The sequence below is a fragment of the Rickettsia endosymbiont of Ixodes pacificus genome, from assembly GCF_000965155.1.
GTDB classification, from domain to species: Bacteria; Pseudomonadota; Alphaproteobacteria; order Rickettsiales; family Rickettsiaceae; genus Rickettsia; species Rickettsia tamurae.
The window spans coordinates 76,948-102,149 of record NZ_LAOP01000001.1 but is presented as its reverse complement, the minus strand read 5'-3'; the positions used below and the strand labels follow the sequence as shown (position 1 = coordinate 102,149).

The following is a 25,202-nucleotide window of genomic DNA, read 5'->3' as shown; positions in this document are numbered from 1 at the left end:
TAACTTTATTTAATAGGAGGTTTTATGGCTTTTAATTTACCACGTGTTAGAAATAAATCAGAACTACAAAATAACTCAAGTAGAAGAAGTTATGTTGATGATATTTTTACTAACTTTTTTAATGAAATATCTTCATGGCCTTCTGCTTACAATGATAGAGTATTATCACCTAGAACTGATATTATTGAAAATGACTCTGATTATAGTCTAGAAATGGAGCTTCCAGGTGTAATACAAGATAATATTGATTTAAAAATAGATAATAACATCCTAACTATTGAAGGCAAAAAAGAACAATCTTCTGAGAAGAAAGATCATAATTATCATATGCAAGAACGATATTACGGCTCTTTCTACCGTTCCATCAGTTTACCTTCTAATATTGATGAGGAGCATATAGAGGCACAAGTCACAGATGGTGTATTATCTATTAAAATACCTAAAAAAGAACAAAGTAAAGCAAAAAAGATAAAGGTAGTAAGCTCCGCATAACAAAATAAGCACTAGATATTCCGTCCACCAAAACTCTACAAACCTTATAGTCACAGGGTTTTGCGGCAAAAAGTAGTATCAAAATCCATAAGAAAAGTCAAAGAGATATCTCTTTGACTTGTAGATTAGGATTTGAGAAGCTGGTTAAGCTCAGAGATAGAAAGTCCTGTAATACGAGAAACCTCAGGAATAGAGTAATTATTAGAAAGCATATTTTTAGCTACTTCCATAGTTTTTTTAGCTTCTCCAATCTGCATGCCTTCGTTTCTACCAATCTGCATGCCTTCGTTTCTACCAATCTGCATGCCTTCGTTTCTACCAATCTGCATGCCTTGGACCATACCCTTTTGTACGCCTTCATCAATATATTTATCAGCAATAGTTCTCATAAGTCCCTCTTGATCTTCCTTTTTTAAGTGCTTAGCTATGATCTTAGCTAGCTCTACTTGTTTATCTTCAGATATAGCTAGACCATAGTAAATAGGTACAGTTAAATAAACTTTAGTACGTGTTCTACAGCCATACTGATATCTTGAATTGCCCCGTAACTTTTCTTATTTCGTTCTTAATCTTAAACCAATAATGTTCTATAGGATTTAAGTCTGGGCTATATGTAGGTAAGAATAAAATTCTGCACCCAACCGACTCGATTAATTCTCTTATTATATTATTCTTATGGAAGTTGATATTATCCATAATTACTGTTTGTCCAGGATGTAATTCTTTAGTTAATATAGTCTCTACATAGGTTGTAAATATTTCTTTATTACAATTTCCTTCAAATATTACTGGCGCTATAATTTGATTATTACGAAGCCCCGCTATCATACTGATCCTGGATTTATGTTGATACACTTTGTTTCCATAACATCTAGTACCTTTTATACTCCATCCATATTCTCTACAAGCATTATCTTCTATTCCTGACTCATCAATGAATACTAGAGTTTCTTTAGAAATTTGCTGTATCTTTTCTATAAATTCATTCCTTAAACCAATATCCCTTCTGGGATGAAGATGACTTTTTTTTATAAGTGTACCCTAGTAGTTTTCTATAGTAATTTATTCTAGTTCTTTGTAATCTATTACCTAGTATAATACTTAATTCTTTAGCTGTTTTATCATGATTATTGATAATTAATTCTTCAAATTCTTTGAGATTTATTTTTGCATTATAACCCTTTGCTGGACCATAAGGTTTTGCTTTTATATCTCCTGTTTCCCATTTAAGAGTTTTCCATCTATATATAGTGTTACGACCTATATTGAATATTTTACATGCTTTAACAATTGAGAGCCCATCATCTAGAGCTTTGAATAGTTTCATTCTTAAATCGTAACTGTAACTGCTTGCCATAATTTATTTATTATCATTTATAATATATATTAGCATAGTATGTACCTATTTACTATGGTCTAGCTATACCTTAGCATCACTATACCATAATAACCACTTAATGTAAATAAAGCCATTTTCCTTATCTATTTCAATACTACTTTCAAACTTCTCAAGTAGGCTTTGCCAAAGATTTAAGATATCACGAGCTTTGATATGTTTGAGCATATACTCCATCATACCAAGATGCTTCTTTTCCTCTATCGCATCATCACTTTGTTTTTGCAGGTCAACAAGTAAATACTCCTCACCCATCATCTCTTTAGCAGTACTACTATCTTCAAATAACTCCCAAAAGCTCCTTGGGGCATTATAAGGCTTATCATTTGCATATACTACTATAGGACATATTAGCGGGAGTTTATTATCTTTTTCTTGTTTAATATTATTCTTTTTATTTGCGTCTTTATGTCTTTCACATAATAAAAGCATATACTGCCAAAGTCTGAAAGCAATCCAGTAATCGCTACTAGACTGATGCTCGATCAAAACATAGACATACGCTTTGTCATTATCTACATTATCAGTAGAACTATCTTTAATTGTAAACCTTCAGATTTGATCTGACATATTAAGATTGAAATTAGACGAGTTTGTGGGTATGTAGATAACTAAGGAGTTATCTATCATATCCACGAACTAAATATAAAACTCAATTAATAGGAACAATATGTCAAATTATGATCAAAAAATAATCAAACCTAAATTAGGATTATTAGAACTTGCAAAACAACTAGGTAGTGTTAGTACTGCGTGTAAAGTAATGGGCTATTCAAGAGATAGCTTTTACCGTTTCAAGGAACTATATGAGATGGGCGGAGAAGCGGCTCTTGTGGATATGAGTCGTAAGAAACCTATAGTAAAGAATCGTGTATCAGAACATATAGAACAAGCAGTAATAAATCTTGCTATAGAGAATCCTGCTCTTGGTCAGCTTCGTGCGAGCCAAGCACTAATAAAGCAAGGTATTATAGTGTCATCCAGTGGTGTATAGCTAGACCATAGTAAATAGGTACATACTATGCTAATATATATGTTATAAATGATAATAAATAAATTATGGCAAGCAGTTACAGTTACGATTTAAGAATGAAACTATTCAAAGCTCTAGATGATGGGCTCTCAATTGTTAAAGCATGTAAAATATTCAATATAGGTCGTAACACTATATATAGATGGAAAACTCTTAAATGGGAAACAGGAGATATAAAAGCAAAACCTTATGGTCCAGCAAAGGGTTATAATGCAAAAATAAATCTCAAAGAATTTGAAGAATTAATTATCAATAATCATGATAAAACAGCTAAAGAATTAAGTATTATACTAGGTAATAGATTACAAAGAACTAGAATAAATTACTATAGAAAACTACTAGGGTACACTTATAAAAAAAAGTCATCTTCATCCCAGAAGGGATATTGGTTTAAGGAATGAATTTATAGAAAAGATACAGCAAATTTCTAAAGAAACTCTAGTATTCATTGATGAGTCAGGAATAGAAGATAATGCTTGTAGAGAATATGGATGGAGTATAAAAGGTACTAGATGTTATGGAAACAAAGTGTATCAACATAAATCCAGGATCAGTATGATAGCGGGGCTTCGTAATAATCAAATTATAGCGCCAGTAATATTTGAAGGAAATTGTAATAAAGAAATATTTACAACCTATGTAGAGACTATATTAACTAAAGAATTACATCCTGGACAAACAGTAATTATGGATAATATCAACTTCCATAAGAATAATATAATAAGAGAATTAATCGAGTCGGTTGGGTGCAGAATTTTATTCTTACCTACATATAGCCCAGACTTAAATCCTATAGAACATTATTGGTTTAAGATTAAGAACGAAATAAGAAAAGTTACGGGGCAATTCAAGATATCAGTATGGCTGTAGAACACGTACTAAAGTTTATTTAACTGTACCTATTTACTATGGTCTAGCTATACGTTCTATCTGGCTACGCAACGATCTTGAAACTCTAAAGAAACGACTCAAAGCTTTAGAAGCTAAATCTGCACAGGACGGTATCTTACTGACAGAAGAGCAGATATCTGCTTTAAAAAAAGCAAAACAAATTAAAGAGGCTCATGGAGAAATTGATACTCAGCATCCCGGTTATCTTGGTGCACAAGACACCTATTATGTCGGTAATATGAAAGGAGTAGGTAGAATATACCAACAAACCTTTATTGACACTTATTCTAGAGTGGCTATTTGCAAACTCTATACTGATAAATCTGCAATAACATCCGCTGATATTTTAAATGATAAGGTAATACCTTTCTTTAATAATCATGATGTACCACTACTGAGAATCCTTACAGATAGAGGAACGGAATATTGTGGTAAGGTAGAACATCATGCTTTTGAGTTATATTTGGCTATAGAAAATATTGATCATACTAAAACTAAGGCACGTTCTCCTCAAACTAATGGAATATGCGAAAGATTACATAGAACTTTAAAAGATGAATTTTATGATATAGCTTTCCGTAAAAAGATTTATAGCTCATTAGAGGATTTACAGATTGACTTAGATCAATATTTAAACAAATATAACAATACTAGACCGCATTCTGGAAAGTTCTGTTATGGAAAAACTCCTATGCAAACTTTCAAGGATAGCATTAAAATTGCTCAAGATAAGTCTATTAATTCTTACTTATCTGACAGCACTTTTGCTGCTTAATCAATCTCTACCTGTCAGATCAAGTGTACGGGCTGTTGAAAAAATCAACAAGGTTGCAAATACTTTAATATTTTTTTATCTTTAATAGCAGTAGATAAAAAAACCAAAAAATAATTTTAAGTATCCGTTTAAAATTTTGTACTATCGCAATCATCAGTATTTGAATCTGTGTTTTCTGTACACTTCTAAATTTTGCTCCTCGTAAACCATGATTCTCCTTAGCTTCACCAAATAGACCTTCTATTTTCCACTTTCTCTCAATTAGTTTTTTCTTAAAATCAATTCTATTCTGTCTGACCTTTACCTCATCTATTTCATCCTGATAAGGATTACGATAAATAAATCGTCCTCTATTACTATAATTATCAGAAATACAACCTGATTTTAGAGAGCAATTTTTACAATGCCCTCCTGTAATACGATAACGTTTTATTTGTTTTTTATCTAATTTATCATACGGATAAAGATAATGTCCCTGTGGACACTTATATCTATCCTGTTCTCTATCATATTGAAATTCCCCCCTACTTATTTTTCCTTCACCAAGATTATCTACATGTAAAGGTATATAAGTTGTAATTCCAAGTAATTTAAAATATCCATAGGTTGGACCTCTACCATAACCTTTGTCTGCTATCCATTCTTTTACTCTAAAAGAAAAATTATTTAATATATTCCAAACTCTACTTGGAAGTACAATACACTCATGTTGTGATCCTGTACTTACATAACAATCTATTATAATACGTGAATCTGAATCAATTGAGTAGTGGGTCTTATAACATAGCTTTTTATAACCATTAGTTCTTGATACAAGACTACAATCAGGATCTGTCCTACTGACATGAGTTTGATTAGATATTTTCCTTACTTTTTTCCCTTCTCGGAAATCATGATAACGACGTTCATATTTTTTTAATTCTCTCTTTTGTGAATCACCTTGATCTTTTCTTAATATTAGGCTATTCATAGAGGCATTAGATTCAACTAAAGAGGCATCTGAAATAATTGTTTCTCCTTTTATAATATCTAGTTCATACCATTGCTTAATCAAGCTTATAAATATTTCTTGAAATAGTTCTACCCCAAATCTATCTCTTATCCTACTTAATGATGAATGATCCGGTACTTTATCCTCTAAACTTAAACCACAAAACCACCTATATGCTATATTTAACTGAATTTCTTTACATAATCGTCTATTTGACTTTATACCATATAAGTAACTTATTATTTGCATCCTAAAAAATAATACAGGATCAATTGATGGGACGTCCGTAATTAGCACAATAACGATTCTTAGTTATTTCATAGATAAAAGAAAACTCTAATTCTTTAGCTTCATGAATCCTCACTAATAAATGATCATTAGGTATCATGTGCCTTAAGCTAAGGCTATTACATCTCACACTTTGATCAAGCTTATAACCCTGCATCTTTACACCTTCATTTAAGCATAAAAATACAGCTTATTCCTTAGATTAACTCTTTTCTACTTCTTTTTATAACTTTTTCAACAGCCCGTGTAGAGTTTTACAATTTATGCTTAGTAGCTGTGGCATTTTTTTCTTCCATTTATGATATGTTACTTTAATCATCACAGATGTTACTGATTACAAATAAAAATTGGGGCATAAGTGAAGACAGGCTTTAGAATAGGTATACTTATAGCAGGTTTAGGAGCGTTATATTTATCTACTATCATATCTTGGCAAGATAGTTTATCGTGTTATGGCAATTTTATGTATACCGTCATTACTATTAATTATATTCTATCCGCTTAAATTTAAAGATAAGATAATTATTAATGATTTTGATAGATTTTGGCATGCTTTTTATGACTTTATCAAGAAACCTAAATGGCTAATAATTGTTAGTTTTATGCTTCTATATCGTCTTCAAGATAATTTTCTTTCAATTATGCCGAATATGTTTTATCTCGATATCGGTTATACGAAAAAGGGCTTAGCGCTTGGCTATAAAGCTTTCGGTATGTGTGCTGCAATCCTTGGAGGTTTTATAGGCGGGTTTTTGTGCCGAAAATATGAATATTCTTATTTGCTTAAAAGAGCATTAATATATCATGCTTTATCTAGCCTATCTTTTTTATTTCTCTATTTTTATAATCGAGATATTACAAGTCTGTATATAGCGGTCTTTTTTTAAGAATTTACCAATGGCTTAACTATGTCGCCGTTTTTTTCTTACCAATTAAGATGCTGTAGTTCTAAATATTGTATAACCCAAATTGCTTTAATTACTTCTATTGCTTATATTAGTACCATATTGTTTGGTAGTATTTCAGGTTATGCAGCTACTTATTTAGGTTGGACTTATTGTAGCAGGATTTTGTTTTATACCTGCTTATATATTAATTAGATATTTACCGCCTTATGTTATTCCTAGCTAAAAGCGGGAATCTAAAAAAATATTTATACTTGTCATTGCGAGGAGCGTAGCGACGTGGCAATCTCTCTTAAATTTCATGAGATTGCTTCGTCGGCATAAATGCTTTCTCGCAATAACGGGGATAGGCAGTACTGGATTCCTGCTTCCGCAGGAATGACATATACGGCTTTTGAGAGCCATGCAACAATGCCCAAGTAAATACAAATATATTGTAAAAGTAGTACTATCAATTTATAATAATCAACAAATTTATTAGTGTGCTTTAATTATGTTTATTCAAACTGAAGATACTCCCAACCCTGATGCAATAAAATTTTTCCCGGGGCAGGAAATAAGTAGTGATCAGCCGGTATTTTTTAGTGAGCTTGCTGAAGTAAAAGGAAGAAGCAAACTTGCAGAATCACTATTTCATATTAATAATGTAAAATCAGTATTTTTTGGTAGTGATTTTATAACAGTAACTAAACAAGCTGAAGGTAATTGGCAAGTTATAAAGCCTGAAATTTTAATGGTCATTATGGATCATTTTGTTGCAGGATTTCCGGTATTTGAAGAAAGCACCAAAGCAGGTAATGTAAATCATAGCCTTGATGGGCTTTCAGAAATAGAGAAGCAAATCGTAGAGATTATTGAAACTAGGGTGCGTCCATCTGTTGCACAAGACGGCGGTGATATAATATATAAAGGCTTTGAAAACGGTATAGTTAAATTAGCACTTCGTGGTGCATGCCTTGGATGTCCTAGTTCCACTATTACCTTAAAAAACGGTATTGAGTCCATGCTTAAACATTTTGTACCGGAAGTGCAAGAGGTTGAAGCTGTAGAAGAAGATTTTGAGTAATTTAGGCATTGACTAAAAAGAGTTAATCTAAAGTTTCTATGTCATTCCCGCAAAAGCGGGAATGACATAGAAAGGCTAAACTACACTATAAAACAACTTTTTCTAAGCAATGCCAATGTAAATCCTTTTACTATACAAGTTTAAAAGAAAACTACTTCGATGTTCAAAAAGATTTTTTGGATTTAATGGGGTAATGTTTACATTGGTGTTAAAGAGTGACCGTTCACGGGTGTTGAGTGGCTTATTATTCCTCTCTGTCATCCCGTGATTTATTCATGGGATCCAGTAAAACATAGAAAAATTTATTTTTATATGTTTATTTTGTTAAACATGTAGTGTAGATAACAATGTTGAAGTTATTTTTTCTAGACCCCGTGGTCAAGCCACGGGGTGACAGTGAAAAACCCGTGAACGCTCACGTTAAAGAAGTTATTCTTCCTTTGCAGAATTGATTATATCATTTTGATGCCAAATAACGTAATGTAGTTCAACATCTTTTGGAGCATATACTACGATAGGTAGTTTGCTATTATATCTTAAAAATGTTTCATCGCCTAAAAATACACTAACCGGTTGTATGGTTGCTTTTACGTTTGGGCATGCCATCATTGTACTAGCAGGGTGATCGCTAACTTGATCGATTACATAATAATTATATCCCCAACCTTCTAAAGTTTTTGTTTCCAGCTTACCGCAACCAAACACGATTACAATCTTTCATTGCATCTTTTGTAGCTTGTAATTCTACTTTCAACCTTTCCTCATTAGGTTCTGTAGGTAAATGAATTACATAACGCTTTTGATTTTCAAGTGGCGTAGGGTATAGAGTGCAATATCTTTTAACCGCTTATCGCTATTAGCTAGTAAATGAGTATTTAAAAAACATAATGTAAGAAGTAGTATAATTTTGTTTATCATATTATTATTTTTTTAATTCAAATCCATTATCTCGCCTAAAGGAGTTATATAAGAAGAATTTATTTTGCCATCGGCTATATCAGCACTAAAGCCTTCATTATAGTCAACATCACCATTTTCGTTTATTTTTTTACTTAAAAATAATATAGCATTTTCAAATTTATTTTCTTTTAATATAGGCTGATTATTTAAACTAAAAACTTTCATGGCAAGCCTTTCATTATTAGGTAATCTAAAATATATTTCTGATCTGTTATTGGATTCAAAAAAATTACATTTATTATAAGCACCTAATAATAATAAATTATTTAATACATCTATGGTAACTTGTTCTTCAAGGTTTATAATTTTAGGAAATAATTTGTGATTATTTTGTATATTTGAAATAAGAATACTTTGAGAGTTATATTGCTGTTTTTCCAAATATATATTTGCAAAATTATTTTGTTTTAATTCTGTAAAAACTAGTTCAGCTTTATATTTTTGTTTATCACTAGAAAAGTTAGGTAGTGTTTCTATTAAATTAAAATCAAGAGAGGTTTCGCTAAATCTTGTATTCAGCATATTATTTTGATTTAATTCGGTAAAATCTAATTCGGCATGTATGTTGCTCCGTCAATGTCTAAACTATATACAGGCTTATCTCCCAATATTTCTTCAAATAAATCTTCCCATAGCTCTTGTAAAAAATTTTGAGCATGTTCTTTAGTTTTACAAACATCAGTTTGATTTGCAAAGCTTTTTGCTATAAAAAACTTTAAATCTTTTTGATCCGATAAAGCTAAATCATGAATGTGACATTTAAATGTTTTATTTATATAATTTATTAGTGATGCAATATCTGCAGGAAAATTTTCAGTTATTTCTAATAATTCTTTTTTATTCTGTTCTGAAATTATATTCTAATCTAATCCCGTTTCTTTCTTAAAAAAGCCGGTATTTCATGAATATCAGATTCTTTATTATCTTGATCTAGAGTACTAACAACAACGTTTTTGCGTTCTAAAGTTTGATTATTTGAAGCACGCAGAGAACCCCATATTTTCCCTAAAAATGATGGTTTTGGTGAGTCATCTTCAGATTTGTTGAAAGTATTTGCATGTAACCCTAGCTCTTTTTCATTTCCGATAAAATTTTGATTCATTGGAGAGTCGGTAATTTCAATATTTTCGGTACTGTAGCTGTTAAAATCAGGAATTTCTTCTATTTGTGTAGGTTGTGCTATAGCTTCATTATAAGTTTCTTCAGGAACTGTATTGGTAGTTTCAGCTATTGCGGGTTTATATGTCGGTACTTTATCGGTATCAATACCGGTAGCAACAACCGATACTCTGATAATTCCTTTTAGTTCCGGATTAAATGTTGAACCGAAAATAATATTAGCATCAAGGTTATCTACTTCTTCTCTAATTCTATTAGCAGCGTTGTCAACTTCAAATAAGGTCATGTCGGAACCACCGGTAATATTGATTAATACACCTCTTGCACCGCACATTGAGCTATGATCTAGCAGCGGATTTGAAATTGCAGATTCTGCCGCTTTAATAGCTCTATCTTCGCCACTAGCTTCACCCGTACCCATCATTGCTTTACCCATTTCGCTCATTACTGCTTTAATATCGGCAAAATCAAGATTAATAAGTCCCGGCATAATCATTAAATCCGTTACTCCTCTAACGCCGGCATGCAATACGTCATCTGCCATTTTGAAAGCATCGGCAAACGTCGTTTGTTCATTAGCAATACGGAATAGATTTTGGTTCGGTATTACAATTAAAGTATCAACGAATTGCTGTAATTCGATAAGTCCTTTATCGGCAGTTTTCATACGATGACCGCCTTCAAAATGGAAAGGTTTAGTTACTACCCCAACCGTAAGGATGCCTAGTTCTTTAGCAATGCGTGCAATAACCGGTGCAGAACCGGTACCTGTACCACCGCCCATACCTGCCGTAATAAATACCATATTGCTATTTTCTAGGTAACTACGAATTTCGCTTTCTGATTCTTGAGCAGCAAGTGCTCCAACCTCAGGAGAAGCTCCTGCCCCAAGACCTCTAGTCGTAGAAACACCGAGTTGTATTTTGTTGGTGCATAAAGAATGTTCAAGCGATTGTGCATCAGTATTAGCTACTACAAAATTAGCACCTTGCAGATTAGCACTAATCATATTATTTACTGCATTACTACCTGCACCCCCAACGCCGAAAACCGTAATGGTCGGCTTTAATACTATATTTTCAGGGGCTTTTATATTTAAAACCATGATAATCTAACATTTATTTTATATAATTAATGTTTAAGTATAATAAAAGATTTAGAAATTTCCATAAACTTTTTATGAAAAATGTGGATTATTTTCTTTTATAGTGAATTAACTTGAATTAGGGATGATTTATAAGAAATATTTTATTTTTTTAAGGGCATAGTGAATACCGCTAATGCTAATCCATTTACGGTATACTTATAATAAATTAAACGAGTATATATGTTTTTAAAAAATTAAAAGATGATATAGAAATTGTCCGTAATTCAAGTTAATTCACTATATAATAGCGGGATGCCGTTATTATGACATGCTTTGATTAATGCTTTATCGTTAGTGGCCATAGGAAGCCCTTCATGCATGGCAGTTAATAAATAAGTTGTATCATATGCAGTAAGATTGTTGGCTCTTGCAGTTTGTATAATTTCATGTATAGAAAAATTAAAATTTGATATATTAAGGGGGATAGAATTATATAAATCTATAAATTTAACTGTATCTGCTATATGTAATCTATTACGTTTTTCTGATACTAATAGTGTATTAGTTATTTCAAGTTTCCAAAGATATGGTACTGTAGCTCCATGCTTCATACAATAATTAGCAGTCTAATATAAAAGAGCGGTTATTCATCTTCTACCTTCATCTCTAAGCTCTTTAATAGTATAAGGAGCTAATGTTTTACCCTTACTAAATTCAGCGAATTTTTCTACTATATTATCCATTTTAGGCTTTTGAGTTATAGGTATAATTTTTGCAACCGGCGTATTATGCTTACAAATGGTAATTTGCTCTCCGTCTTGCACACGTTGTATGAGGTTTGAGAAATGAGTTTTTGCTTCGAGTAGGTTAATTTGATTAGATAAATTTTGTTTCACATAGATAATATAATAAATAGACTAATTTAATATTATCCTATTTATAAGGTTTTGTACAGTAATATTAATAGTTTAAACTAATATCTTTATCTAAAATCTAGGATTGACCAACCATTTTTTCAGGTACTACTATTTTATCAAACTCTTCTTTGGATAAAAGATTGAGTTTTTTAGCTGCTTCTTTTAAAGTGATCCCGTGCTTATGTGCTTCTTTAGCAATTTTTGCGGCATTATCATAGCCGATATGCGGATTAAGAGCTGTAACAAGCATTAGCGATTTATCACGTAAATCATTAATGCGTGCTATATTGGGTTCTAATCCTTTAACACAGTGAGTAACAAAGCTATTTACGCTATCGGATAACAGCTCTATAGATTGTAGGATATTGTATATTATTACGGGTTTAAATACGTTAAGTTCAAGATGCCCGTTTGAGCCGGCAATAGTAACCGTAACATGATTTCCCATCACCTGACTGCACACCATTGTTAAAGCTTCGACTTGTGTAGGGTTTACTTTACCGGGCATAATCGAAGAACCAGGTTCATTCTCAGGTAAATGCAGCTCACCAAGACCGCACCTTGGACCGGAGCCGAGCAGTCTTATATCATTTGCTATTTTCATTAAGCTAACTGCTATAGTATTAAGAGTTCCTGAAAATTCTACTAGTGCGTCGTGGGCAGCTAGACTTTCAAATTTATTAGGAGCCGTCTTAAAGGGTTGTTTAGTAAACTCTGCCACTTTCTCGGCAAATTTTATATCAAAGCCTATTTTTGAGTTAATACCTGTGCCGACTGCTGTTCCACCTTGAGCAAGTAGATAAACTTTTTTTAGTGCATCTTCTATGCGTTCTAAAGCATACTCTATTTGTGTAATATATCCGGAGAATTCCTGTTTAAGAGTTAAAGGAGTTGCATCCTGCAAGTGGGTACGTCCTATTTTTATGATTTTATCCCAATCTTTTGACTTGTCTTGCAAAGAGGTAAATAAATTATTCAAAGCCGGTATAAGTTGCTGTTTAGTTGCAAGTACGGTTGCTATATGCATAGCGGTTGGAAAAGAGTCATTGGATGATTGTCCTTTATTAACATGATCGTTAGGATGTACTGGAGATTTGCCGCCTTTCTTGCTTGTTAATTCTTCATTAGCAATAGAGGCAATAACCTCGTTCATATTCATGTTTGTTTGTGTACCTGAACCTGTTTGCCAAACTACTAAAGGAAAATTATCCTCAAATTCGCCTTCTAAGATTCTATCCGTGGCTTTATCGATACTTGTAGCTATTTTAGCTTCTAAATAACCAAGCTCATAATTAACCTGTGCTGTACATTTTTTTAAAATAGCAAGAGCACGAATTAAAATTTCAGGCATTTTTTGCTTGCCTATTTTAAAATTTTCTAAAGATCTTTGAGTTTGAGCTCCCCAATAAAATTTTTCTTCTATTTGAATTTCTCCAAAAGAATCGCTTTCGGTTCTGTAATTTTTCATAAATTGTTAAATGTTATATAATTATCTATTTTTTTCATAAAATGATCACTTACTGCATTCAAGTCTAATTGCTCGGCTAATTAGCAAAGCTATAATATAATTTGTCTGTTAAAAAAGCTTTTTTTAGATTCTTAGCAATAAATACTAATGTGCTTTCTATCATAAGATTACGATTAAAACTATAAAATTTTTGCCAATGTTCGTTATATTTAGGTTCGGAAGATTCTATATAATCGGAATATATAGGTTTAGTAATTACTGCTTTACTTTGATATATATCAAATATAGTATTATTAATTAATCTTTCATTCTTGAGGTTATTTGTCACTTTATCAAAAAAATTGTTTAATATAGCCGTTGTTATCTCTTCTTCTGTAAGTTCATTTATAAATATGTCTAATTGCTTTTCAAAACTCTCGATAATTTGTTCATTTGGTCCCCTTTTCATGACTTTTCTCTCAAATTAATTGATATAATAAAAGTTTATGACTTTAATTTTAGTAGACTAAATATTTATATCGAAGTAAATAAAAAACAATATTTGATTTATTAAAAATATTATTTATGTAATGAATGAAAAATTATAGAAGCGGCATTTGATACATTAAGACTTTCTACTCTCTTAGAAATAGGGATTTTGGCTAAATAATCACATGTTTCTTCGACTAATCTTCGCATGCCTTTATCTTCTGAGCCAAATACTAATGCTATTTTGTCGGAAATTAATTTATCGGTAAAGTAGTCATTTGCAGAACCTGTTAGGCCTATAATCCAAAAGCCGTGTTTTTTAAGATAATTCATACATGAGCGTAAGTTAGTAACTTTAATTATAGGTATTAATTCTAAAGTACCGCAAGCCGCTTTAGCAATGCCGCCGCTTTCATTCGGAGAATTATCTTGAGGTAATATTATAGCATTTATATCAAAAGCAGCGGCACTACGAATAATTGCTCCAATATTTTGTGTATCTGTTATTTGATCAAGAATCGCAATTTTACATTTTGGGTTTTTTATATCTATGTCCTCTAGATTGTAAGAAAAAATTGGTCTAACTTTTGCAGTTATTCCTTGATGTGTTTGGTTTTCCAGTAATTTAGATAAAATATCGTTATTAACAATTTCATAAGATCTAGTACCTATTAATTTTTTGTTTGTATCAAAAATTTCCCTAGTGCATAAAATATTTTCAATTTGACGTTTTGGATTATTTAGAGCAGAAAATACAGGATGTTTCCCATACATATAATAACAATTTTTAGAATCAAGTTTTTTATTTTGCATCTTATTGAAAACCGTCAGTAATTTGTTCTTGACAGAAACTACTATTTATTATAGAAAGTCACAACTAAATAAATGTGCAAGCTGCTATTTGTTTATTTGATGATTCGGCAAGAAGTTTTATTAAGTCCTAATACTAATTATATATTGTATTTTACAGTGAATTAGTCTATATTAATACAGTAAAGTTCTTTAGGAGGGGTGGCCGAGTGGTCAATGGCAGCAGACTGTAAATCTGCCCGCGTAAGCGTTCGAAGGTTCAAATCCTTCTCCCTCCACCACTTAAATGGTTCAGGGAAGCATATCATTTTATTTTAAAAGATTTCATTGTGTATATATTTATAAATCTGAATAAAATTGATATAGCATTGTTAACAAAATAGCTTTGAAATTATTTTATTAACAGTGCCACAATGCGGGTGTAGCTCAATGGTAGAGTCCCAGCCTTCCAAGCTGGCTGTGTGGGTTCGATTCCCATCACCCGCTCCAGAGATAGTGGTAACAAATAAATTTAGCAAAAAAATGCACTTATAAAAAATTAACTTGTATTAAACCTAAAAAATTGTAGAGAGTAATAATATGGCAAAAGCAAAATTTGAACGAACTAAACCGCACGTTAATATAGGTACGATCGGTCACGTAGATCACGGTAAAACTTCCTTAACGGCAGCAATAACTATAGTACTTGCTAAGACAGGTGGAGCAAAAGCTACAGCGTATGATCAAATTGATGCTGCTCCTGAAGAAAAAGAAAGAGGTATAACTATTTCTACTGCACACGTAGAATATGAGACTAAAAATAGACACTATGCACACGTAGATTGTCCGGGACACGCTGACTATGTAAAGAACATGATAACCGGTGCCGCTCAGATGGACGGTGCAATATTAGTAGTTTCTGCTGCTGATGGTCCTATGCCGCAAACTAGAGAGCATATATTACTAGCAAAACAGGTAGGTGTACCTGCTATGGTAGTATTCTTAAATAAAGTAGATATGGTGGATGATCCTGATCTATTAGAACTAGTAGAGATGGAAGTAAGGGAATTATTATCAAAATATGGTTTCCCAGGTGATGAAATACCTATTATTAAAGGTTCTGCACTTCAAGCTTTAGAAGGAAAGCCTGAAGGTGAAAAAGCTATTAATGAGTTAATGGATGCAGTAGATAGCTATATACCGCAGCCTGTAAGAGCTACGGATAAACCTTTCTTAATGCCGATAGAAGATGTGTTCTCTATTTCAGGAAGAGGTACTGTTGTAACCGGTAGAGTAGAGTCAGGAATAATTAAGGTAGGTGAGGAAATTGAAATAGTCGGTCTAAAAGATACGCAAAAAACTACCTGTACCGGTGTAGAAATGTTCAGAAAATTACTTGATGAAGGACAAGCCGGAGATAATGTCGGTATATTACTACGCGGTACAAAAAGAGAAGAAGTTGAAAGAGGACAAGTTCTCGCAAAACCTGGTAGCATAAAACCGCATGATAAGTTTGAAGCTGAAGTATATGTGCTTAGTAAAGAAGAAGGTGGGCGTCATACCCCATTTACTAATGACTATCGTCCGCAGTTCTATTTTAGAACAACAGACGTTACTGGTACAATAAAATTGCCTGCTGATAAGCAGATGGTTATGCCTGGAGATAATGCTACTTTTACAGTGGAATTAATTAAACCGATTGCTATGCAGGAAGGGTTAAAATTCTCTATACGTGAAGGTGGTAGAACAGTGGGGGCCGGCGTAGTAACTAAAATAAATAATTAATTGATTTTATAGATACCTATTATTTTTTAATAATAGGTATCTATATTTTAAGATGTAATAGACATCTTTCTGAACCGGCTTATAGAGAGGAATTTGAAAGACACGGAACCAGAACCGCAGTGTACATAAAAGTACGTGAGGATTCGAATACCGAATCGACGTACAAATTACCTCTAAAAGTGAAGTTTGGGAAGATGTCTAAAAACATCTTGCTGTTTAAATATTAGGTTTACTGAATGAAAAATAAAATCAAAATTCGTTTAAAATCATTTGATCATCGTAGTCTTGATCGAGCTACAAAAGAGATAGTTAGTGCTGTTAAAAGAACATTTGCTAACATTAATGGTCCTATTCCTTTACCTAGAAAAATTGAAAGATTTACCGTAAATAGGTCTCCTCATGTACATAAGAAGTCAAGAGAGCAATTTGAAATTAGAAAGCATAAAAGATTATTAGTTATAGATGATCCGAATCCGGCGGTTGTTGATGCTTTAAGTAAAGTTGATTTAGCAGCAGGTGTTGATGTAGTGATTGAATTAGAGAGTGGGGAATAAATGAGAACCGGTATAATTGCTCAAAAAATTGGGATGACTAGTGTTTTTAATGATAAAGGAGAAAGAATTTCTTTAACATTAGTAAAAGTTGATGATTGTCAAGTAGTAGGGCATAAAACTCTAGAAAAACATGGATATAATGCTTTGGTTATAGGTGTAAAAGATAAAAAAATATCTAGAGTAACCAAACCTATGAAACAAGTTTTTGCTAATGCTAAAATATCTCCTAAAACTAAATTAAAAGAATTTAGAATTTCTGAAGAGAATTTTATTGATATAGCAGCAAGTCTAGAAGTAGATCATTTTACGGCAGGACAATTTGTGGATATAACGGCAATTACTATAGGTAAAGGGTTTGCCGGTAGTATGAAAAGACATAATTTTAGAGGTCTTGAAGCTTCTCACGGTGTTTCTATATCCCATCGTTCGCACGGTTCTACAGGACAAAGACAAGATCCAGGAAAGGTTTTTAAAGGCAAAAAAATGGCCGGTCATATGGGATGTAACCAAGTTACTATTCAAAATTTGAAAATATTTGCCGTTGATAAAGAGCGTAAGCTTATTATGATTCAGGGTAGTATACCCGGTCACAAAAATTCGTATCTTTCAGTAAAAGATGCAATAAAAAAGGTTTCAATAACTGTATAATAGATATTTAGACATTGTTTGTTGAGGTTAAAGATTATTAAATTAACAAAATGCCATGCAATATTATTTATATAAAAGTTTTATATAAGACTATATAAGGTTAAATAAAGATGAAAACTAAAATATTAAGTCTTGCTAATGAAGAAGTTGGTGAGATTAGCTTAAATGAAGATATATTTGCTGTTGAATTTATCAGAGATGATATAATAAAGCAGGTTATTGATTGGCAGAGAGCTAAAGCAATGTCTGGTAACCACAAAACTAAAACAGTATCAGAAGTATCAGGAACCACAAAAAAACCTTTTAAGCAAAAAGGTACAGGTAATGCAAGACAAGGCTCCCTTAGATCGGTACAGATGCGTGGTGGTGGTGTAGCTCACGGACCTAGAGTACGTAGTCATGCAACAAAATTACCTAAAAAAGTACGAAAACTTGGTTTAATTCATGCTTTATCCGAGAAATTCGCTGAAGGAAAATTATTAGTAATAGATTCTTTAAAGCTAGATAAGCCTAAAACTTCTGCTCTTGTAAATATATTAAACAAGTTTCAAGGAAAAAGTTTCTTTGTAATAGACGGAAATGAAGTAGATATTAATTTTTCTTTAGCTGCAAAAAATATTTATAATACTGTGATTGTTCCGCAAATAGGAGCAAATGTTTATGATATAATACGACATGAATATGTCTTATTATCACAAGAAGCAGTGAGCGTTTTAGAAGAGAGGTTAAGATGAGTTCTTATAAATACTACGATTTAATTAGAAAACCTATTATTACAGAAAAAACTACAACCCTTTCGGAACAAAATAAATACGCTTTTTATGTAGATAAATTTGCTGAAAAACTTACCGTTAAAAAGGCTGTGGAAGAAATATTTAAAGTAAAAGTAAAAAAAGTGAATATTTTAAACGTTAAAGGTAAGAAGAAAAGATTTAAAGGAATTATAGGGACTCAAATCAATAGAAAGAAAGCTATTGTTACATTAGAAAAAGACCATAATATCGATTTTGCCGGAGGAATTAAATAAATGGCTTTAAAAAACTTTAATCCAATTACTCCTTCTCTTAGAGAGTTAGTTCAAGTTAATAAAACTAGTTTATGGAAAGGCAGACCTTTAAAATCTTTGACCAAAGGTATATCTAAAACCGGTGGACGAAATAATCAAGGTAGAATTACTTCTTGGCACAGAGGTGGAGGACATAAAAAATTATATCGTGTTATTGATTTTAAAAGAAATAAAATAGATATTTCTGCTATTGTCGAAAGAATAGAGTATGACCCTAATAGAACTGCTTTTATTGCTTTAATAAAATATGAAGACGGGGAATATTCTTATATTCTAGCACCGCAAAAATTATCTGTAGGTGATAAAGTAATATCAAGTCAAGATGCTGATATAAAAATAGGAAATTGTTTACCTTTAAAATTTATTCCTATCGGTACTACTTTACATAATGTTGAAATGAAAGTCGGTAAGGGTGGCCAAATTGCAAGATCTGCAGGTACTTCAGTAGATCTAGTAGGTAAAGATTCAGGATATGCTCAGATTAAATTAAGATCAGGTGAATTTAGGTTAGTACCTTTAGATTGTAAAGCTACTATAGGTAGTATATCTAACCCGGATCAAAAAAATATTAATTTAGGCAAAGCAGGTAGAAATAGATGGCTCGGTTGGAGACCGCATGTTAGAGGTGTAGCAATGAATCCTGTAGATCACCCTCATGGCGGTGGTGAAGGTAAAACTTCAGGAGGACGCCATCCTGTTACTCCTTGGGGATTCCCAACAAAGGGTAAGAAGACACGTAAAAATAAACGTACTTCAAAATTTATCATAAAGAAAAGAAAATAGATTTTAAATTAATTAGGTATTAGTATGGCACGTTCAATATGGAAAGGGCCTTTTGTAGACGGTTATTTAATAAAGAAAGTTCAAAAATTAATGGAATCAGGTAAATCTGAAATGATTAAAACTTGGTCTAGAAGATCAACGATTTTGCCTATTTTTGTAGGGTTTACCTTTTCTGTTCATAATGGAAATAAATTTATTCCGGTTTCTGTAAATGAAGAAATGGTTGGAAGAAAATTAGGTGAATTTGCTCCTACTAGAACATTTCACGGTCATGGAGCAGATAAAAAAGTCAAAAGAAAGTAAAGATTTATGGTACAGGAAAATAAAAATTTTGCTACGGCAAAAGCTAAATCTATTAGAGTAAGTCCAAGGAAGCTAAATTTAGTTGCAGCCTTTATTAGAAATATGAAAGTATCTGAAGCATTGGTACAATTAACTTTTTCTCCTAAAAGAATTGCAAAAGTTGTAAAAGATTGTTTACAATCTGCTGTTGCAAATGCTGAAAATAATTTAGGTCTAGATATAGATAGATTGGTTATTACTAAAGCGACTGTAGGTAAGGCTTTAGTAATGAAAAGAGTTATGCCAAGAGCAAAAGGAAGAGCAACTAGAATAAATAAGTTTTTTAGTAATCTTTATATAACTGTTACAGAAAAAGAGGATAATTAAATGGGGCAGAAAGTTTGTGCACATGGTTTTAGAGTTGGACCGACTTTAATTAAAGGTTGGGATTCCGTATTATATGCAGAAAAACATTATAAAACTCTTTTTATACAAGATTTAAAAATTAGGGATTTAATAAATAAGGGTTTTAATCAAGCTCAAATTAGCAGAGTTTTAATCGAACGTCCTTCTAATAAAAGTATTATAATTAATATTAATGCCAAAAAACCAAATATCATTATTGGTAGAAACGGTAGTGAAATTGATAAGCTAAAAAAAGCTATCGAGAAAATGACTTCTTTAAAAGAAGTTTATATAAATATTCACGAAGTTAGAAAGTTTAATATAGATGCTGCTATAGTAGCTCAAACTATAGCACTACAGATTGAAAAAAGAGTTTCTTTTAGAAAAGCCATGAAAACAGCAATTCAGGCTTCATTTAAACAAGGTGGACAAGGTATAAGAGTTAATTGTTCAGGACGACTTGGAGGTGCTGAAATTGCTAGAACCGAGTGGTATATAGAAGGAAGAATGCCGTTACATACTTTAAGAGCTGATATTGATTATTCAACAGCTGAGGCTATAACTACTTATGGAGTTATAGGGGTTAAAGTGTGGATTTATAAAGGTGAATATACAGAAAATAAAAGATATAATTAATTTTAAGTATTAAAATGTTAGCTCCGAAAAAACAAAAATTTAGAAAAGCTCATAAGGGTAGAGTTGCTTCAAAAGCAAAAGCAGGTACGACGCTTGCTTTTGGATCATTTGGTCTAAAATCTATAGACGGTTGGCGTGTTACTGCAAGACAAATAGAAGCAGGAAGAAAAGCTGCTACTAGATGTATGAAAAGGCAAGGAAGATTATGGATTCGCATTTTTCCGGATGTTCCCGTTTCTAAAAAGCCTGCCGAAGTAAGAATGGGTAAAGGTAAAGGTTCTCCTGAATTTTTTGCAGTTAGAGTTTCGCCTGGAAGAATTATATTTGAAATTGAAGGGGTAGAAGAAAATGTTGCACTTAGAGCTTTGGAGCTTGCAAGTGCAAAATTACCTGTTAGAACAAGGATAGTGAGACGTTATGAATGATTTGAAATTATTAAGAAGTAAGTTATCTACTGAAACAATAGAAGAGCTTTATAAAAACCTTAATCTTTTAAGGAAAGAATTGTTTAATTTAAGATTTCAACAAGCTTTAGGTGAGTTAAAAAATACTGGTAGGTTTTCGTTAGTCAAAAAGTCTATAGCACGTATTAAAACTGAATTAACAAAAAGATCTAATAGTGAGGAATATTAAAATGCCGAAAAGAGTGTTACAAGGTGTGGTTATAAGTTCAAAAGCTGATAAGACGGTTACAGTAAAAGTAGAAAGAAAGTTTAAGCATCCTATTTATAAAAAATTCGTGAAAGTATCTAAAAAATATGCTGCTCATGATTCAGAAAATAAATATCAAGAAGGAGATAAAGTTAGTATAATTGAAAGTCGTCCTATCTCAAAAACCAAAACATGGATAGTGGTAAATGGGGAATAAAGTTTTTTAATCTTTGACTTTATAAGGTAGATTGTTTATTTTATCTCTCGTGCTATAAAAAATTGGAAATAGTTTATGATTCAAATGCAGAGCATCTTGGAAGTTGCAGATAATTCCGGTGCTAAAAAAGTTATGTGTATTAAAGTTTTAGGTGGCTCCTACCATATGGTGGCAAAGCTGGGTGATGTTATAGTTGTATCTGTTAAAGAAGCTATACCCGGCGGTAAGGTTAAAAAGGGTGATGTTTATAAAGGCGTGATTGTTCGTACAAAAACCGGAGTAGTAAGACCTGATGGTAGTACAATAAAATTTGATAAAAACGCATTAGTGCTTTTGAATAAACAAGATGAACCTATCGGTACTAGAGTTTTCGGTCCTGTTACAAGAGAACTTAGAGCGAAAAAATATGTTAGAATAATGTCGCTTGCAGAGGAAGTGTTATAAATGATTAAATTAAAAGTAAAAAAAGGTGATGAAGTTGTTGTTATTACCGGAAAGCACAAAGGAAAAAAAGGTAAAGTATTAAAAGTTTTTCCTGAGAACAGTAAAGTAATTGTTTCTGGAGTAAATTTAGTAAAAAAGCATACTAAACCTAATCAAATGAGTGAAGGCGGGATAATAACTAAAGAATTACCTATACATATCTCAAATATTGCACACATCGATCCAAAAACTGGTAACCCTACCAAAGTAGCTTTTAAATTCTTAGAAGACGGTTCTAAGGTTAGAGTAGCAAAGAAATCAGGGGAAATTATCGGTAAGGAAGGTAAATAATGTTAAGATTTAAAGAATTATATCAGCAAAAAATTATTGAATACTTACAAAAAGAATTTTCTTATAAAAATAAACACGAAATACCGCAAATTAAGAAAATTGTTATAAATATGGGAGTAGGGGAAGCAATAGCCGATTCCAAAGTAATTAATAATGCAGTAAATGATCTTACTTTGATTTCCGGTCAGAAGCCGGTTGTAACGTTAGCAAGAAAATCTATTGCAACCTTTAAGTTACGCGAAAATATGAAAATAGGCTGCAAGGTTACATTACGTAAAGATAGAATGTATGATTTTTTAGAAAGGCTAGTAATTGTTGCGTTACCTCGTGTTAAAGAATTTTGTGGTTTTTCTTATAAAAGTTTTGATGGTAAAGGAAATTTTACTTTTGGATTAAAAGAGCAGATAGTTTTTCCTGAAATTAATTACGATAAAATCGATACAATAAGGGGTATGGATATTACAATCGTTACATCTGCTAAAACAGATAAAGAAAGTAAGTTTTTGTTATCAGGGTTTAATTTACCTTTTTATAATTAATTTTTTAGGATATATATAATGGCAAAAGTAAGTTCTATAAAAAAGAACGAAAGTAGGAAAAAAAAATCACAAAGTTTACATAATAAACGTTTAGCGTTAAAAAGTAAAATTTATGATAAAAATATTTCATTAGAAGAGCGTTTTTCTTTGGTAATGTCGCTTGCACAATTACCTAGAAATTCATCATCTACTAGAATAAGAAATAGATGTGAGCTTACAGGTAGACCAAGAGGTGTTACAAGAAAATTCGGTATATCGAGGAATAAGCTTAGGGAATTAATAGGTAGAGGCTTAGTTCCTGGTGTAGTTAAGTCAAGTTGGTAAAAGTCGATAGGTAAATAATATGTCAATGACGGATAATGTAGCAGATATGTTAACTAGAATTAGAAATGCTTATAAAAGTAAATTAATAAATGTTTCTTTTCCTAGTTCTAAAATTAAAACTTCAATTTTAGATGTTTTGCAAAAAGAAGGTTATATAAAAGATTATGTAACTACTCAAAAAAATAATATTAGTTATACTGAAGTAGCTTTAAAATACTCTGTTAACGGTGATGCTTCTATATGCGAAATTCATAGAGTATCAAAGCCCGGAAAAAGAGTATATTCTGCTATTAAAGATTTGAAAGGATATTATAATAATATGGGTATATATATTCTTTCTACTCCTTACGGTGTTATGTCTGATAGAGAAGCTCATATTAAAAATGTCGGCGGCGAAGTAATTTGTAAAGTATTTTAAGGTAAAAAAATGTCACGTGTTGGAAAATTGCCGATTACTATACCTGAAGGTGTAAAAGTTGGTTTAAATGATTTAGAAGTAAAAATATCCGGACCTAAAGGCGAATTATCAAAAACTTTTAAAGGTAATATAGCAATTTCATTGGCAGAAAATAAGCTTTTAGTAAAACCTTTAGCCGCAAATAAAAATGCACGTGCTATGTGGGGTACTGCAAGAAGCATAATATCAAATATGGTTACCGGCGTTAAAGAAGGGTTTAAGCTTAAACTCGAAATTAACGGAGTCGGTTACAGGGCAATGATAAAAGGTAAATATTTAAATTTAATGCTTGCTAAAAGCCATAATACAAAAATTGAAATACCTTCAGATATTAAAATAGAGGTGCCTAAGCAAAATATTATTATTCTTGAGGGAACAGATAAAGAAAAGTTAGGACAATTTGCTTCAATTATTATAAAACAGAGACCACCTGAGTCTTATAAAGGAAAAGGGATTAAATTTGAAAATCAATTTATACCGCGTAAAGAAGGTAAGAAAAATTAAATTTAAGAGTTAAATATGCGTAGTGCTAAGCTAAAATTTGAAAAAAGAAGAAGTAGAATAAGACATAAAATATCTAAAACATCTAATAGAGTTAGATTATCGATATTTAAGTCAGGTAGACATATATATGCGCAAATTATTGATGATTCTAAGTCTATAACGATTGCTTCTGCTTCAACTTTAGATGAGAAATTAAAAAAATCTCATTGTAATATTGAAAATGCTATCAAAGTAGGTGAAGAAATAGCAAAAAAAGCTGATTCTGCAGGGATAAAAGAAGTAGTATTTGATAGGGGCGGATATAAGTATCACGGTGTTGTAAAAGCTCTAGCTGATGCAGCTAGAGAGAAAATAAAATTTTAGGTTATAAGGTTGTAGTAATGTCTAAAGTTAAAAAAAATGAAGAGACTTTAAGTGAAGTTTTAGTTGATGTAAATAGAGTTACAAAAGTAGTAAAAGGCGGTAGAAGATTTGCTTTTTCTGCTTATGTAGTTGTCGGTGATAAAGCCGGCAGAGTCGGAGCGGGACACGGAAAAGCTAAAGAAGTAAACGAAGCTCGAGGAAAGGCAAAACAAGCCGCTAAAAAGAGAATGATAAAAGTGCCTTTATATCAAAATAGGACTATTCACCATGATGTTGTGGGTAAAAGTGGAGCTGCTAAAGTGATTTTAAGAAGAGCTAAAGCAGGTACGGGCGTTATAGCCGGAGGGTCTATGAGAGCAATTTTTGATTCTTTAGGCGTTCATGATATTGTTGCTAAATCAATAGGTTCAACGAATGTTTACGCAATGATTTCTGCAACATTTGATGCATTAAATAAACTTGCATCACCAAAATCTATTGCTATGAGAAGAGATAAAAAAGTAAATGAAATATCTGTAAAATCTTCTGATATTCAAGTTAATGAATAATGTTGCGTAAGTAAGGTGAAG

The 25,202-nt window shown here is 31.8% G+C and carries 31 protein-coding genes, 2 tRNA genes and 8 pseudogenes; 28 read left to right on the top strand and 13 right to left on the bottom strand.

Going from position 1 to position 25,202, the window contains the following annotated elements:
• Positions 1–24 precede the first annotated feature (24 nt).
• Positions 25–492: an Hsp20/alpha crystallin family protein gene (locus tag REIP_RS00645; RefSeq protein ID WP_052691066.1), complete on the top strand. Its 468-nt coding sequence runs from the start codon at positions 25–27 to the stop codon at positions 490–492.
• Positions 493–617: 125 nt separating this feature from the next.
• Here REIP_RS00645 and REIP_RS00640 read toward each other — a convergent pair.
• The 3 pseudogenes from REIP_RS00640 to REIP_RS08320 form a co-directional block, all read right to left on the bottom strand.
• Positions 618–992 (bottom strand): annotated as a pseudogene (locus tag REIP_RS00640) (transposase); the annotation flags it as partial.
• Positions 983–1,849, bottom strand: a pseudogene (locus REIP_RS08745) (IS630 family transposase). The pseudogenes REIP_RS00640 and REIP_RS08745, both read right to left, overlap by 10 nt.
• 66 nt (positions 1,850–1,915) lie before the next feature.
• Positions 1,916–2,431: pseudogene (locus tag REIP_RS08320) on the bottom strand (Rpn family recombination-promoting nuclease/putative transposase); the annotation flags it as partial.
• A gap of 127 nt (positions 2,432–2,558) precedes the next feature.
• Here REIP_RS08320 and REIP_RS00620 point away from each other — a divergent pair.
• From REIP_RS00620 to REIP_RS00605, 3 pseudogenes are all read left to right on the top strand, one after another.
• Positions 2,559–2,879: pseudogene (locus REIP_RS00620) on the top strand (helix-turn-helix domain-containing protein); the annotation flags it as partial.
• Positions 2,880–2,947: 68 nt separating this feature from the next.
• Positions 2,948–3,814: pseudogene (locus REIP_RS08740) on the top strand (IS630 family transposase).
• A 26-nt stretch (positions 3,815–3,840) separates the two neighbouring features.
• Positions 3,841–4,587: pseudogene (locus REIP_RS00605) on the top strand (integrase core domain-containing protein); the annotation flags it as partial.
• Positions 4,588–4,651: 64 nt separating this feature from the next.
• Here the strand turns inward: REIP_RS00605 and REIP_RS00600 are convergent.
• A complete protein-coding gene (locus tag REIP_RS00600; RefSeq protein WP_156147378.1) occupies positions 4,652–5,875 on the bottom strand; it encodes a transposase in 1,224 nt (407 codons plus the stop codon).
• Positions 5,876–6,121: 246 nt separating this feature from the next.
• Between REIP_RS00600 and REIP_RS00595 the strand changes: the two are divergent.
• Positions 6,122–6,997: pseudogene (locus REIP_RS00595) on the top strand (MFS transporter); the annotation flags it as partial.
• 267 nt (positions 6,998–7,264) lie between these two features.
• The gene (locus tag REIP_RS00590) at positions 7,265–7,837 is read left to right on the top strand and encodes a NifU family protein (RefSeq protein WP_045803559.1); all 573 of its coding nucleotides are present in this window, start codon (positions 7,265–7,267) and stop codon (positions 7,835–7,837) included.
• A 429-nt stretch (positions 7,838–8,266) separates the two neighbouring features.
• Here the strand turns inward: REIP_RS00590 and REIP_RS10485 are convergent, their stop codons facing one another.
• The 9 genes and pseudogenes from REIP_RS10485 to rlmB all read right to left on the bottom strand — a co-directional run bounded on the left by REIP_RS10485 (position 8,267) and on the right by rlmB (position 14,669).
• A complete protein-coding gene (locus REIP_RS10485; protein ID WP_269428995.1) occupies positions 8,267–8,542 on the bottom strand; it encodes an ecotin family protein in 276 nt (91 codons plus the stop codon).
• Positions 8,526–8,624 (bottom strand): hypothetical protein, encoded by a 99-nt coding sequence (locus REIP_RS13045; protein WP_082068285.1) that lies wholly within the window; start codon positions 8,622–8,624, stop codon positions 8,526–8,528. The genes REIP_RS10485 and REIP_RS13045 overlap by 17 nt, the downstream gene beginning before the upstream one ends.
• Positions 8,625–8,767: 143 nt before the next feature.
• Entirely contained in the window at positions 8,768–9,319 is a 552-nt protein-coding gene (locus tag REIP_RS00580) for a hypothetical protein (RefSeq protein ID WP_231569140.1), read from the bottom strand.
• A gap of 343 nt (positions 9,320–9,662) precedes the next feature.
• Positions 9,663–11,021, bottom strand: a complete 1,359-nt coding sequence (gene ftsZ / locus REIP_RS00575) for a cell division protein FtsZ (RefSeq protein ID WP_045803558.1) — start codon at positions 11,019–11,021, stop codon at positions 9,663–9,665.
• A gap of 266 nt (positions 11,022–11,287) precedes the next feature.
• Positions 11,288–11,614: a type II toxin-antitoxin system VapC family toxin gene (locus tag REIP_RS11995; RefSeq protein ID WP_231569139.1), complete on the bottom strand. Its 327-nt coding sequence runs from the start codon at positions 11,612–11,614 to the stop codon at positions 11,288–11,290.
• A gap of 36 nt (positions 11,615–11,650) precedes the next feature.
• A complete protein-coding gene (locus tag REIP_RS00565) occupies positions 11,651–11,899 on the bottom strand; it encodes a type II toxin-antitoxin system Phd/YefM family antitoxin (RefSeq protein ID WP_045803557.1) in 249 nt (82 codons plus the stop codon).
• Positions 11,900–11,996: 97 nt separating this feature from the next.
• Positions 11,997–13,388 carry a class II fumarate hydratase gene (gene fumC / locus REIP_RS00560; protein ID WP_045803556.1) on the bottom strand — a complete coding sequence of 464 codons (1,392 nt, stop codon included), beginning with the start codon at positions 13,386–13,388 and terminating at the stop codon, positions 11,997–11,999.
• Positions 13,385–13,836: pseudogene (locus tag REIP_RS00555) on the bottom strand (hypothetical protein). Before REIP_RS00555 ends, fumC begins: the two are co-directional and overlap by 4 nt.
• 110 nt (positions 13,837–13,946) lie before the next feature.
• The gene (rlmB, locus tag REIP_RS00550) at positions 13,947–14,669 is read right to left on the bottom strand and encodes a 23S rRNA (guanosine(2251)-2'-O)-methyltransferase RlmB (protein ID WP_045803555.1); all 723 of its coding nucleotides are present in this window, start codon (positions 14,667–14,669) and stop codon (positions 13,947–13,949) included.
• A 192-nt stretch (positions 14,670–14,861) separates the two neighbouring features.
• On the opposite strand from rlmB, the gene REIP_RS00545 reads away from it, so the two are divergent.
• From REIP_RS00545 to rpsE, 22 genes are all read left to right on the top strand, one after another.
• Positions 14,862–14,947 (top strand) — tRNA-Tyr (locus REIP_RS00545).
• Between the two features lie 134 nt (positions 14,948–15,081).
• Positions 15,082–15,155: transfer RNA gene (locus REIP_RS00540), tRNA-Gly, on the top strand.
• Between the two features lie 90 nt (positions 15,156–15,245).
• Positions 15,246–16,430 carry an elongation factor Tu gene (tuf, locus tag REIP_RS00535; RefSeq protein ID WP_045803554.1) on the top strand — a complete coding sequence of 395 codons (1,185 nt, stop codon included), beginning with the start codon at positions 15,246–15,248 and terminating at the stop codon, positions 16,428–16,430.
• A 236-nt stretch (positions 16,431–16,666) separates the two neighbouring features.
• A complete protein-coding gene (rpsJ, locus tag REIP_RS00530; RefSeq protein ID WP_023507967.1) occupies positions 16,667–16,984 on the top strand; it encodes a 30S ribosomal protein S10 in 318 nt (105 codons plus the stop codon).
• Positions 16,985–17,632, top strand: a complete 648-nt coding sequence (gene rplC, locus REIP_RS00525; protein ID WP_045803553.1) for a 50S ribosomal protein L3 — start codon at positions 16,985–16,987, stop codon at positions 17,630–17,632.
• 110 nt (positions 17,633–17,742) lie between these two features.
• On the top strand, positions 17,743–18,366 hold the full coding sequence (rplD, locus tag REIP_RS00520; RefSeq protein WP_045803552.1) for a 50S ribosomal protein L4: 624 nt from the start codon (positions 17,743–17,745) through the stop codon (positions 18,364–18,366).
• On the top strand, positions 18,363–18,659 hold the full coding sequence (gene rplW / locus REIP_RS00515) for a 50S ribosomal protein L23 (protein ID WP_008580967.1): 297 nt from the start codon (positions 18,363–18,365) through the stop codon (positions 18,657–18,659). Before rplD ends, rplW begins: the two co-directional genes overlap by 4 nt.
• Complete coding sequence (gene rplB, locus REIP_RS00510) at positions 18,660–19,481, top strand: 50S ribosomal protein L2 (RefSeq protein WP_008580965.1); 822 nt, start codon at positions 18,660–18,662, stop codon at positions 19,479–19,481.
• A gap of 24 nt (positions 19,482–19,505) precedes the next feature.
• On the top strand, positions 19,506–19,784 hold the full coding sequence (gene rpsS, locus REIP_RS00505) for a 30S ribosomal protein S19 (RefSeq protein ID WP_008580964.1): 279 nt from the start codon (positions 19,506–19,508) through the stop codon (positions 19,782–19,784).
• Positions 19,785–19,790: 6 nt separating this feature from the next.
• The gene (gene rplV, locus REIP_RS00500; protein ID WP_008580961.1) at positions 19,791–20,150 is read left to right on the top strand and encodes a 50S ribosomal protein L22; all 360 of its coding nucleotides are present in this window, start codon (positions 19,791–19,793) and stop codon (positions 20,148–20,150) included.
• Positions 20,151–20,804, top strand: a complete 654-nt coding sequence (rpsC, locus tag REIP_RS00495; protein WP_008580959.1) for a 30S ribosomal protein S3 — start codon at positions 20,151–20,153, stop codon at positions 20,802–20,804. It abuts the gene before it with no gap.
• A 14-nt stretch (positions 20,805–20,818) separates the two neighbouring features.
• The gene (gene rplP / locus REIP_RS00490; protein WP_023507973.1) at positions 20,819–21,229 is read left to right on the top strand and encodes a 50S ribosomal protein L16; all 411 of its coding nucleotides are present in this window, start codon (positions 20,819–20,821) and stop codon (positions 21,227–21,229) included.
• Positions 21,222–21,437, top strand: a complete 216-nt coding sequence (rpmC, locus tag REIP_RS00485) for a 50S ribosomal protein L29 (protein WP_023507974.1) — start codon at positions 21,222–21,224, stop codon at positions 21,435–21,437. Before rplP ends, rpmC begins: the two co-directional genes overlap by 8 nt.
• Before the next feature lies 1 nt (position 21,438).
• The gene (gene rpsQ / locus REIP_RS00480) at positions 21,439–21,672 is read left to right on the top strand and encodes a 30S ribosomal protein S17 (RefSeq protein ID WP_008580954.1); all 234 of its coding nucleotides are present in this window, start codon (positions 21,439–21,441) and stop codon (positions 21,670–21,672) included.
• Positions 21,673–21,747: 75 nt separating this feature from the next.
• Positions 21,748–22,116, top strand: coding sequence for a 50S ribosomal protein L14 (gene rplN, locus REIP_RS00475; protein ID WP_023507976.1), 369 nt, complete (start codon positions 21,748–21,750; stop codon positions 22,114–22,116).
• Entirely contained in the window at positions 22,117–22,446 is a 330-nt protein-coding gene (rplX, locus tag REIP_RS00470; protein WP_045803551.1) for a 50S ribosomal protein L24, read from the top strand. It begins immediately after the preceding gene.
• On the top strand, positions 22,446–22,985 hold the full coding sequence (rplE, locus tag REIP_RS00465; protein ID WP_045803550.1) for a 50S ribosomal protein L5: 540 nt from the start codon (positions 22,446–22,448) through the stop codon (positions 22,983–22,985). The genes rplX and rplE overlap by 1 nt, the downstream gene beginning before the upstream one ends.
• 18 nt (positions 22,986–23,003) lie before the next feature.
• Positions 23,004–23,309 carry a 30S ribosomal protein S14 gene (gene rpsN, locus REIP_RS00460; protein ID WP_008580947.1) on the top strand — a complete coding sequence of 102 codons (306 nt, stop codon included), beginning with the start codon at positions 23,004–23,006 and terminating at the stop codon, positions 23,307–23,309.
• A gap of 19 nt (positions 23,310–23,328) precedes the next feature.
• A complete protein-coding gene (gene rpsH / locus REIP_RS00455; RefSeq protein ID WP_011270641.1) occupies positions 23,329–23,727 on the top strand; it encodes a 30S ribosomal protein S8 in 399 nt (132 codons plus the stop codon).
• A gap of 9 nt (positions 23,728–23,736) precedes the next feature.
• Positions 23,737–24,270, top strand: a complete 534-nt coding sequence (gene rplF, locus REIP_RS00450) for a 50S ribosomal protein L6 (RefSeq protein ID WP_045803549.1) — start codon at positions 23,737–23,739, stop codon at positions 24,268–24,270.
• 15 nt (positions 24,271–24,285) lie between these two features.
• Positions 24,286–24,633 (top strand): 50S ribosomal protein L18, encoded by a 348-nt coding sequence (rplR, locus tag REIP_RS00445; protein WP_023507980.1) that lies wholly within the window; start codon positions 24,286–24,288, stop codon positions 24,631–24,633.
• 17 nt (positions 24,634–24,650) lie between these two features.
• On the top strand, positions 24,651–25,181 hold the full coding sequence (gene rpsE, locus REIP_RS00440; protein WP_045803548.1) for a 30S ribosomal protein S5: 531 nt from the start codon (positions 24,651–24,653) through the stop codon (positions 25,179–25,181).
• Positions 25,182–25,202 lie beyond the last annotated feature (21 nt).

Excerpts from the sequence above, each read along its gene's own strand:
- REIP_RS00580 (WP_231569140.1), bottom strand. The coding sequence starts at position 9,319 with ATGCTGAATACAAGATTTAGCGAAACCTCTCTTGATTTTAATTTAATA.
- rplX (WP_045803551.1), top strand. The coding sequence starts at position 22,117 with ATGATTAAATTAAAAGTAAAAAAAGGTGATGAAGTTGTTGTTATTACC.
- rplE (WP_045803550.1), top strand. The coding sequence starts at position 22,446 with ATGTTAAGATTTAAAGAATTATATCAGCAAAAAATTATTGAATACTTA.
- rplD (WP_045803552.1), top strand. The coding sequence starts at position 17,743 with ATGAAAACTAAAATATTAAGTCTTGCTAATGAAGAAGTTGGTGAGATT.
- tuf (WP_045803554.1), top strand. The coding sequence starts at position 15,246 with ATGGCAAAAGCAAAATTTGAACGAACTAAACCGCACGTTAATATAGGT.
- rplV (WP_008580961.1), top strand. The coding sequence starts at position 19,791 with ATGGTACAGGAAAATAAAAATTTTGCTACGGCAAAAGCTAAATCTATT.
- rplF (WP_045803549.1), top strand. The coding sequence starts at position 23,737 with ATGTCACGTGTTGGAAAATTGCCGATTACTATACCTGAAGGTGTAAAA.
- rpsC (WP_008580959.1), top strand. The coding sequence starts at position 20,151 with ATGGGGCAGAAAGTTTGTGCACATGGTTTTAGAGTTGGACCGACTTTA.
- rpsS (WP_008580964.1), top strand. The coding sequence starts at position 19,506 with ATGGCACGTTCAATATGGAAAGGGCCTTTTGTAGACGGTTATTTAATA.
- fumC (WP_045803556.1), bottom strand. The coding sequence starts at position 13,388 with ATGAAAAATTACAGAACCGAAAGCGATTCTTTTGGAGAAATTCAAATA.
- rplN (WP_023507976.1), top strand. The coding sequence starts at position 21,748 with ATGATTCAAATGCAGAGCATCTTGGAAGTTGCAGATAATTCCGGTGCT.
- rplC (WP_045803553.1), top strand. The coding sequence starts at position 16,985 with ATGAGAACCGGTATAATTGCTCAAAAAATTGGGATGACTAGTGTTTTT.
- rpsQ (WP_008580954.1), top strand. The coding sequence starts at position 21,439 with ATGCCGAAAAGAGTGTTACAAGGTGTGGTTATAAGTTCAAAAGCTGAT.
- rlmB (WP_045803555.1), bottom strand. The coding sequence starts at position 14,669 with ATGCAAAATAAAAAACTTGATTCTAAAAATTGTTATTATATGTATGGG.
- rplR (WP_023507980.1), top strand. The coding sequence starts at position 24,286 with ATGCGTAGTGCTAAGCTAAAATTTGAAAAAAGAAGAAGTAGAATAAGA.
- rpsE (WP_045803548.1), top strand. The coding sequence starts at position 24,651 with ATGTCTAAAGTTAAAAAAAATGAAGAGACTTTAAGTGAAGTTTTAGTT.
- rpmC (WP_023507974.1), top strand. The coding sequence starts at position 21,222 with ATGAATGATTTGAAATTATTAAGAAGTAAGTTATCTACTGAAACAATA.
- rplB (WP_008580965.1), top strand. The coding sequence starts at position 18,660 with ATGGCTTTAAAAAACTTTAATCCAATTACTCCTTCTCTTAGAGAGTTA.
- REIP_RS00590 (WP_045803559.1), top strand. The coding sequence starts at position 7,265 with ATGTTTATTCAAACTGAAGATACTCCCAACCCTGATGCAATAAAATTT.
- rplW (WP_008580967.1), top strand. The coding sequence starts at position 18,363 with ATGAGTTCTTATAAATACTACGATTTAATTAGAAAACCTATTATTACA.
- rpsJ (WP_023507967.1), top strand. The coding sequence starts at position 16,667 with ATGAAAAATAAAATCAAAATTCGTTTAAAATCATTTGATCATCGTAGT.
- REIP_RS11995 (WP_231569139.1), bottom strand. The coding sequence starts at position 11,614 with ATGAAGCATGGAGCTACAGTACCATATCTTTGGAAACTTGAAATAACT.
- ftsZ (WP_045803558.1), bottom strand. The coding sequence starts at position 11,021 with ATGGTTTTAAATATAAAAGCCCCTGAAAATATAGTATTAAAGCCGACC.
- rpsH (WP_011270641.1), top strand. The coding sequence starts at position 23,329 with ATGTCAATGACGGATAATGTAGCAGATATGTTAACTAGAATTAGAAAT.
- REIP_RS00645 (WP_052691066.1), top strand. The coding sequence starts at position 25 with ATGGCTTTTAATTTACCACGTGTTAGAAATAAATCAGAACTACAAAAT.
- rpsN (WP_008580947.1), top strand. The coding sequence starts at position 23,004 with ATGGCAAAAGTAAGTTCTATAAAAAAGAACGAAAGTAGGAAAAAAAAA.
- rplP (WP_023507973.1), top strand. The coding sequence starts at position 20,819 with ATGTTAGCTCCGAAAAAACAAAAATTTAGAAAAGCTCATAAGGGTAGA.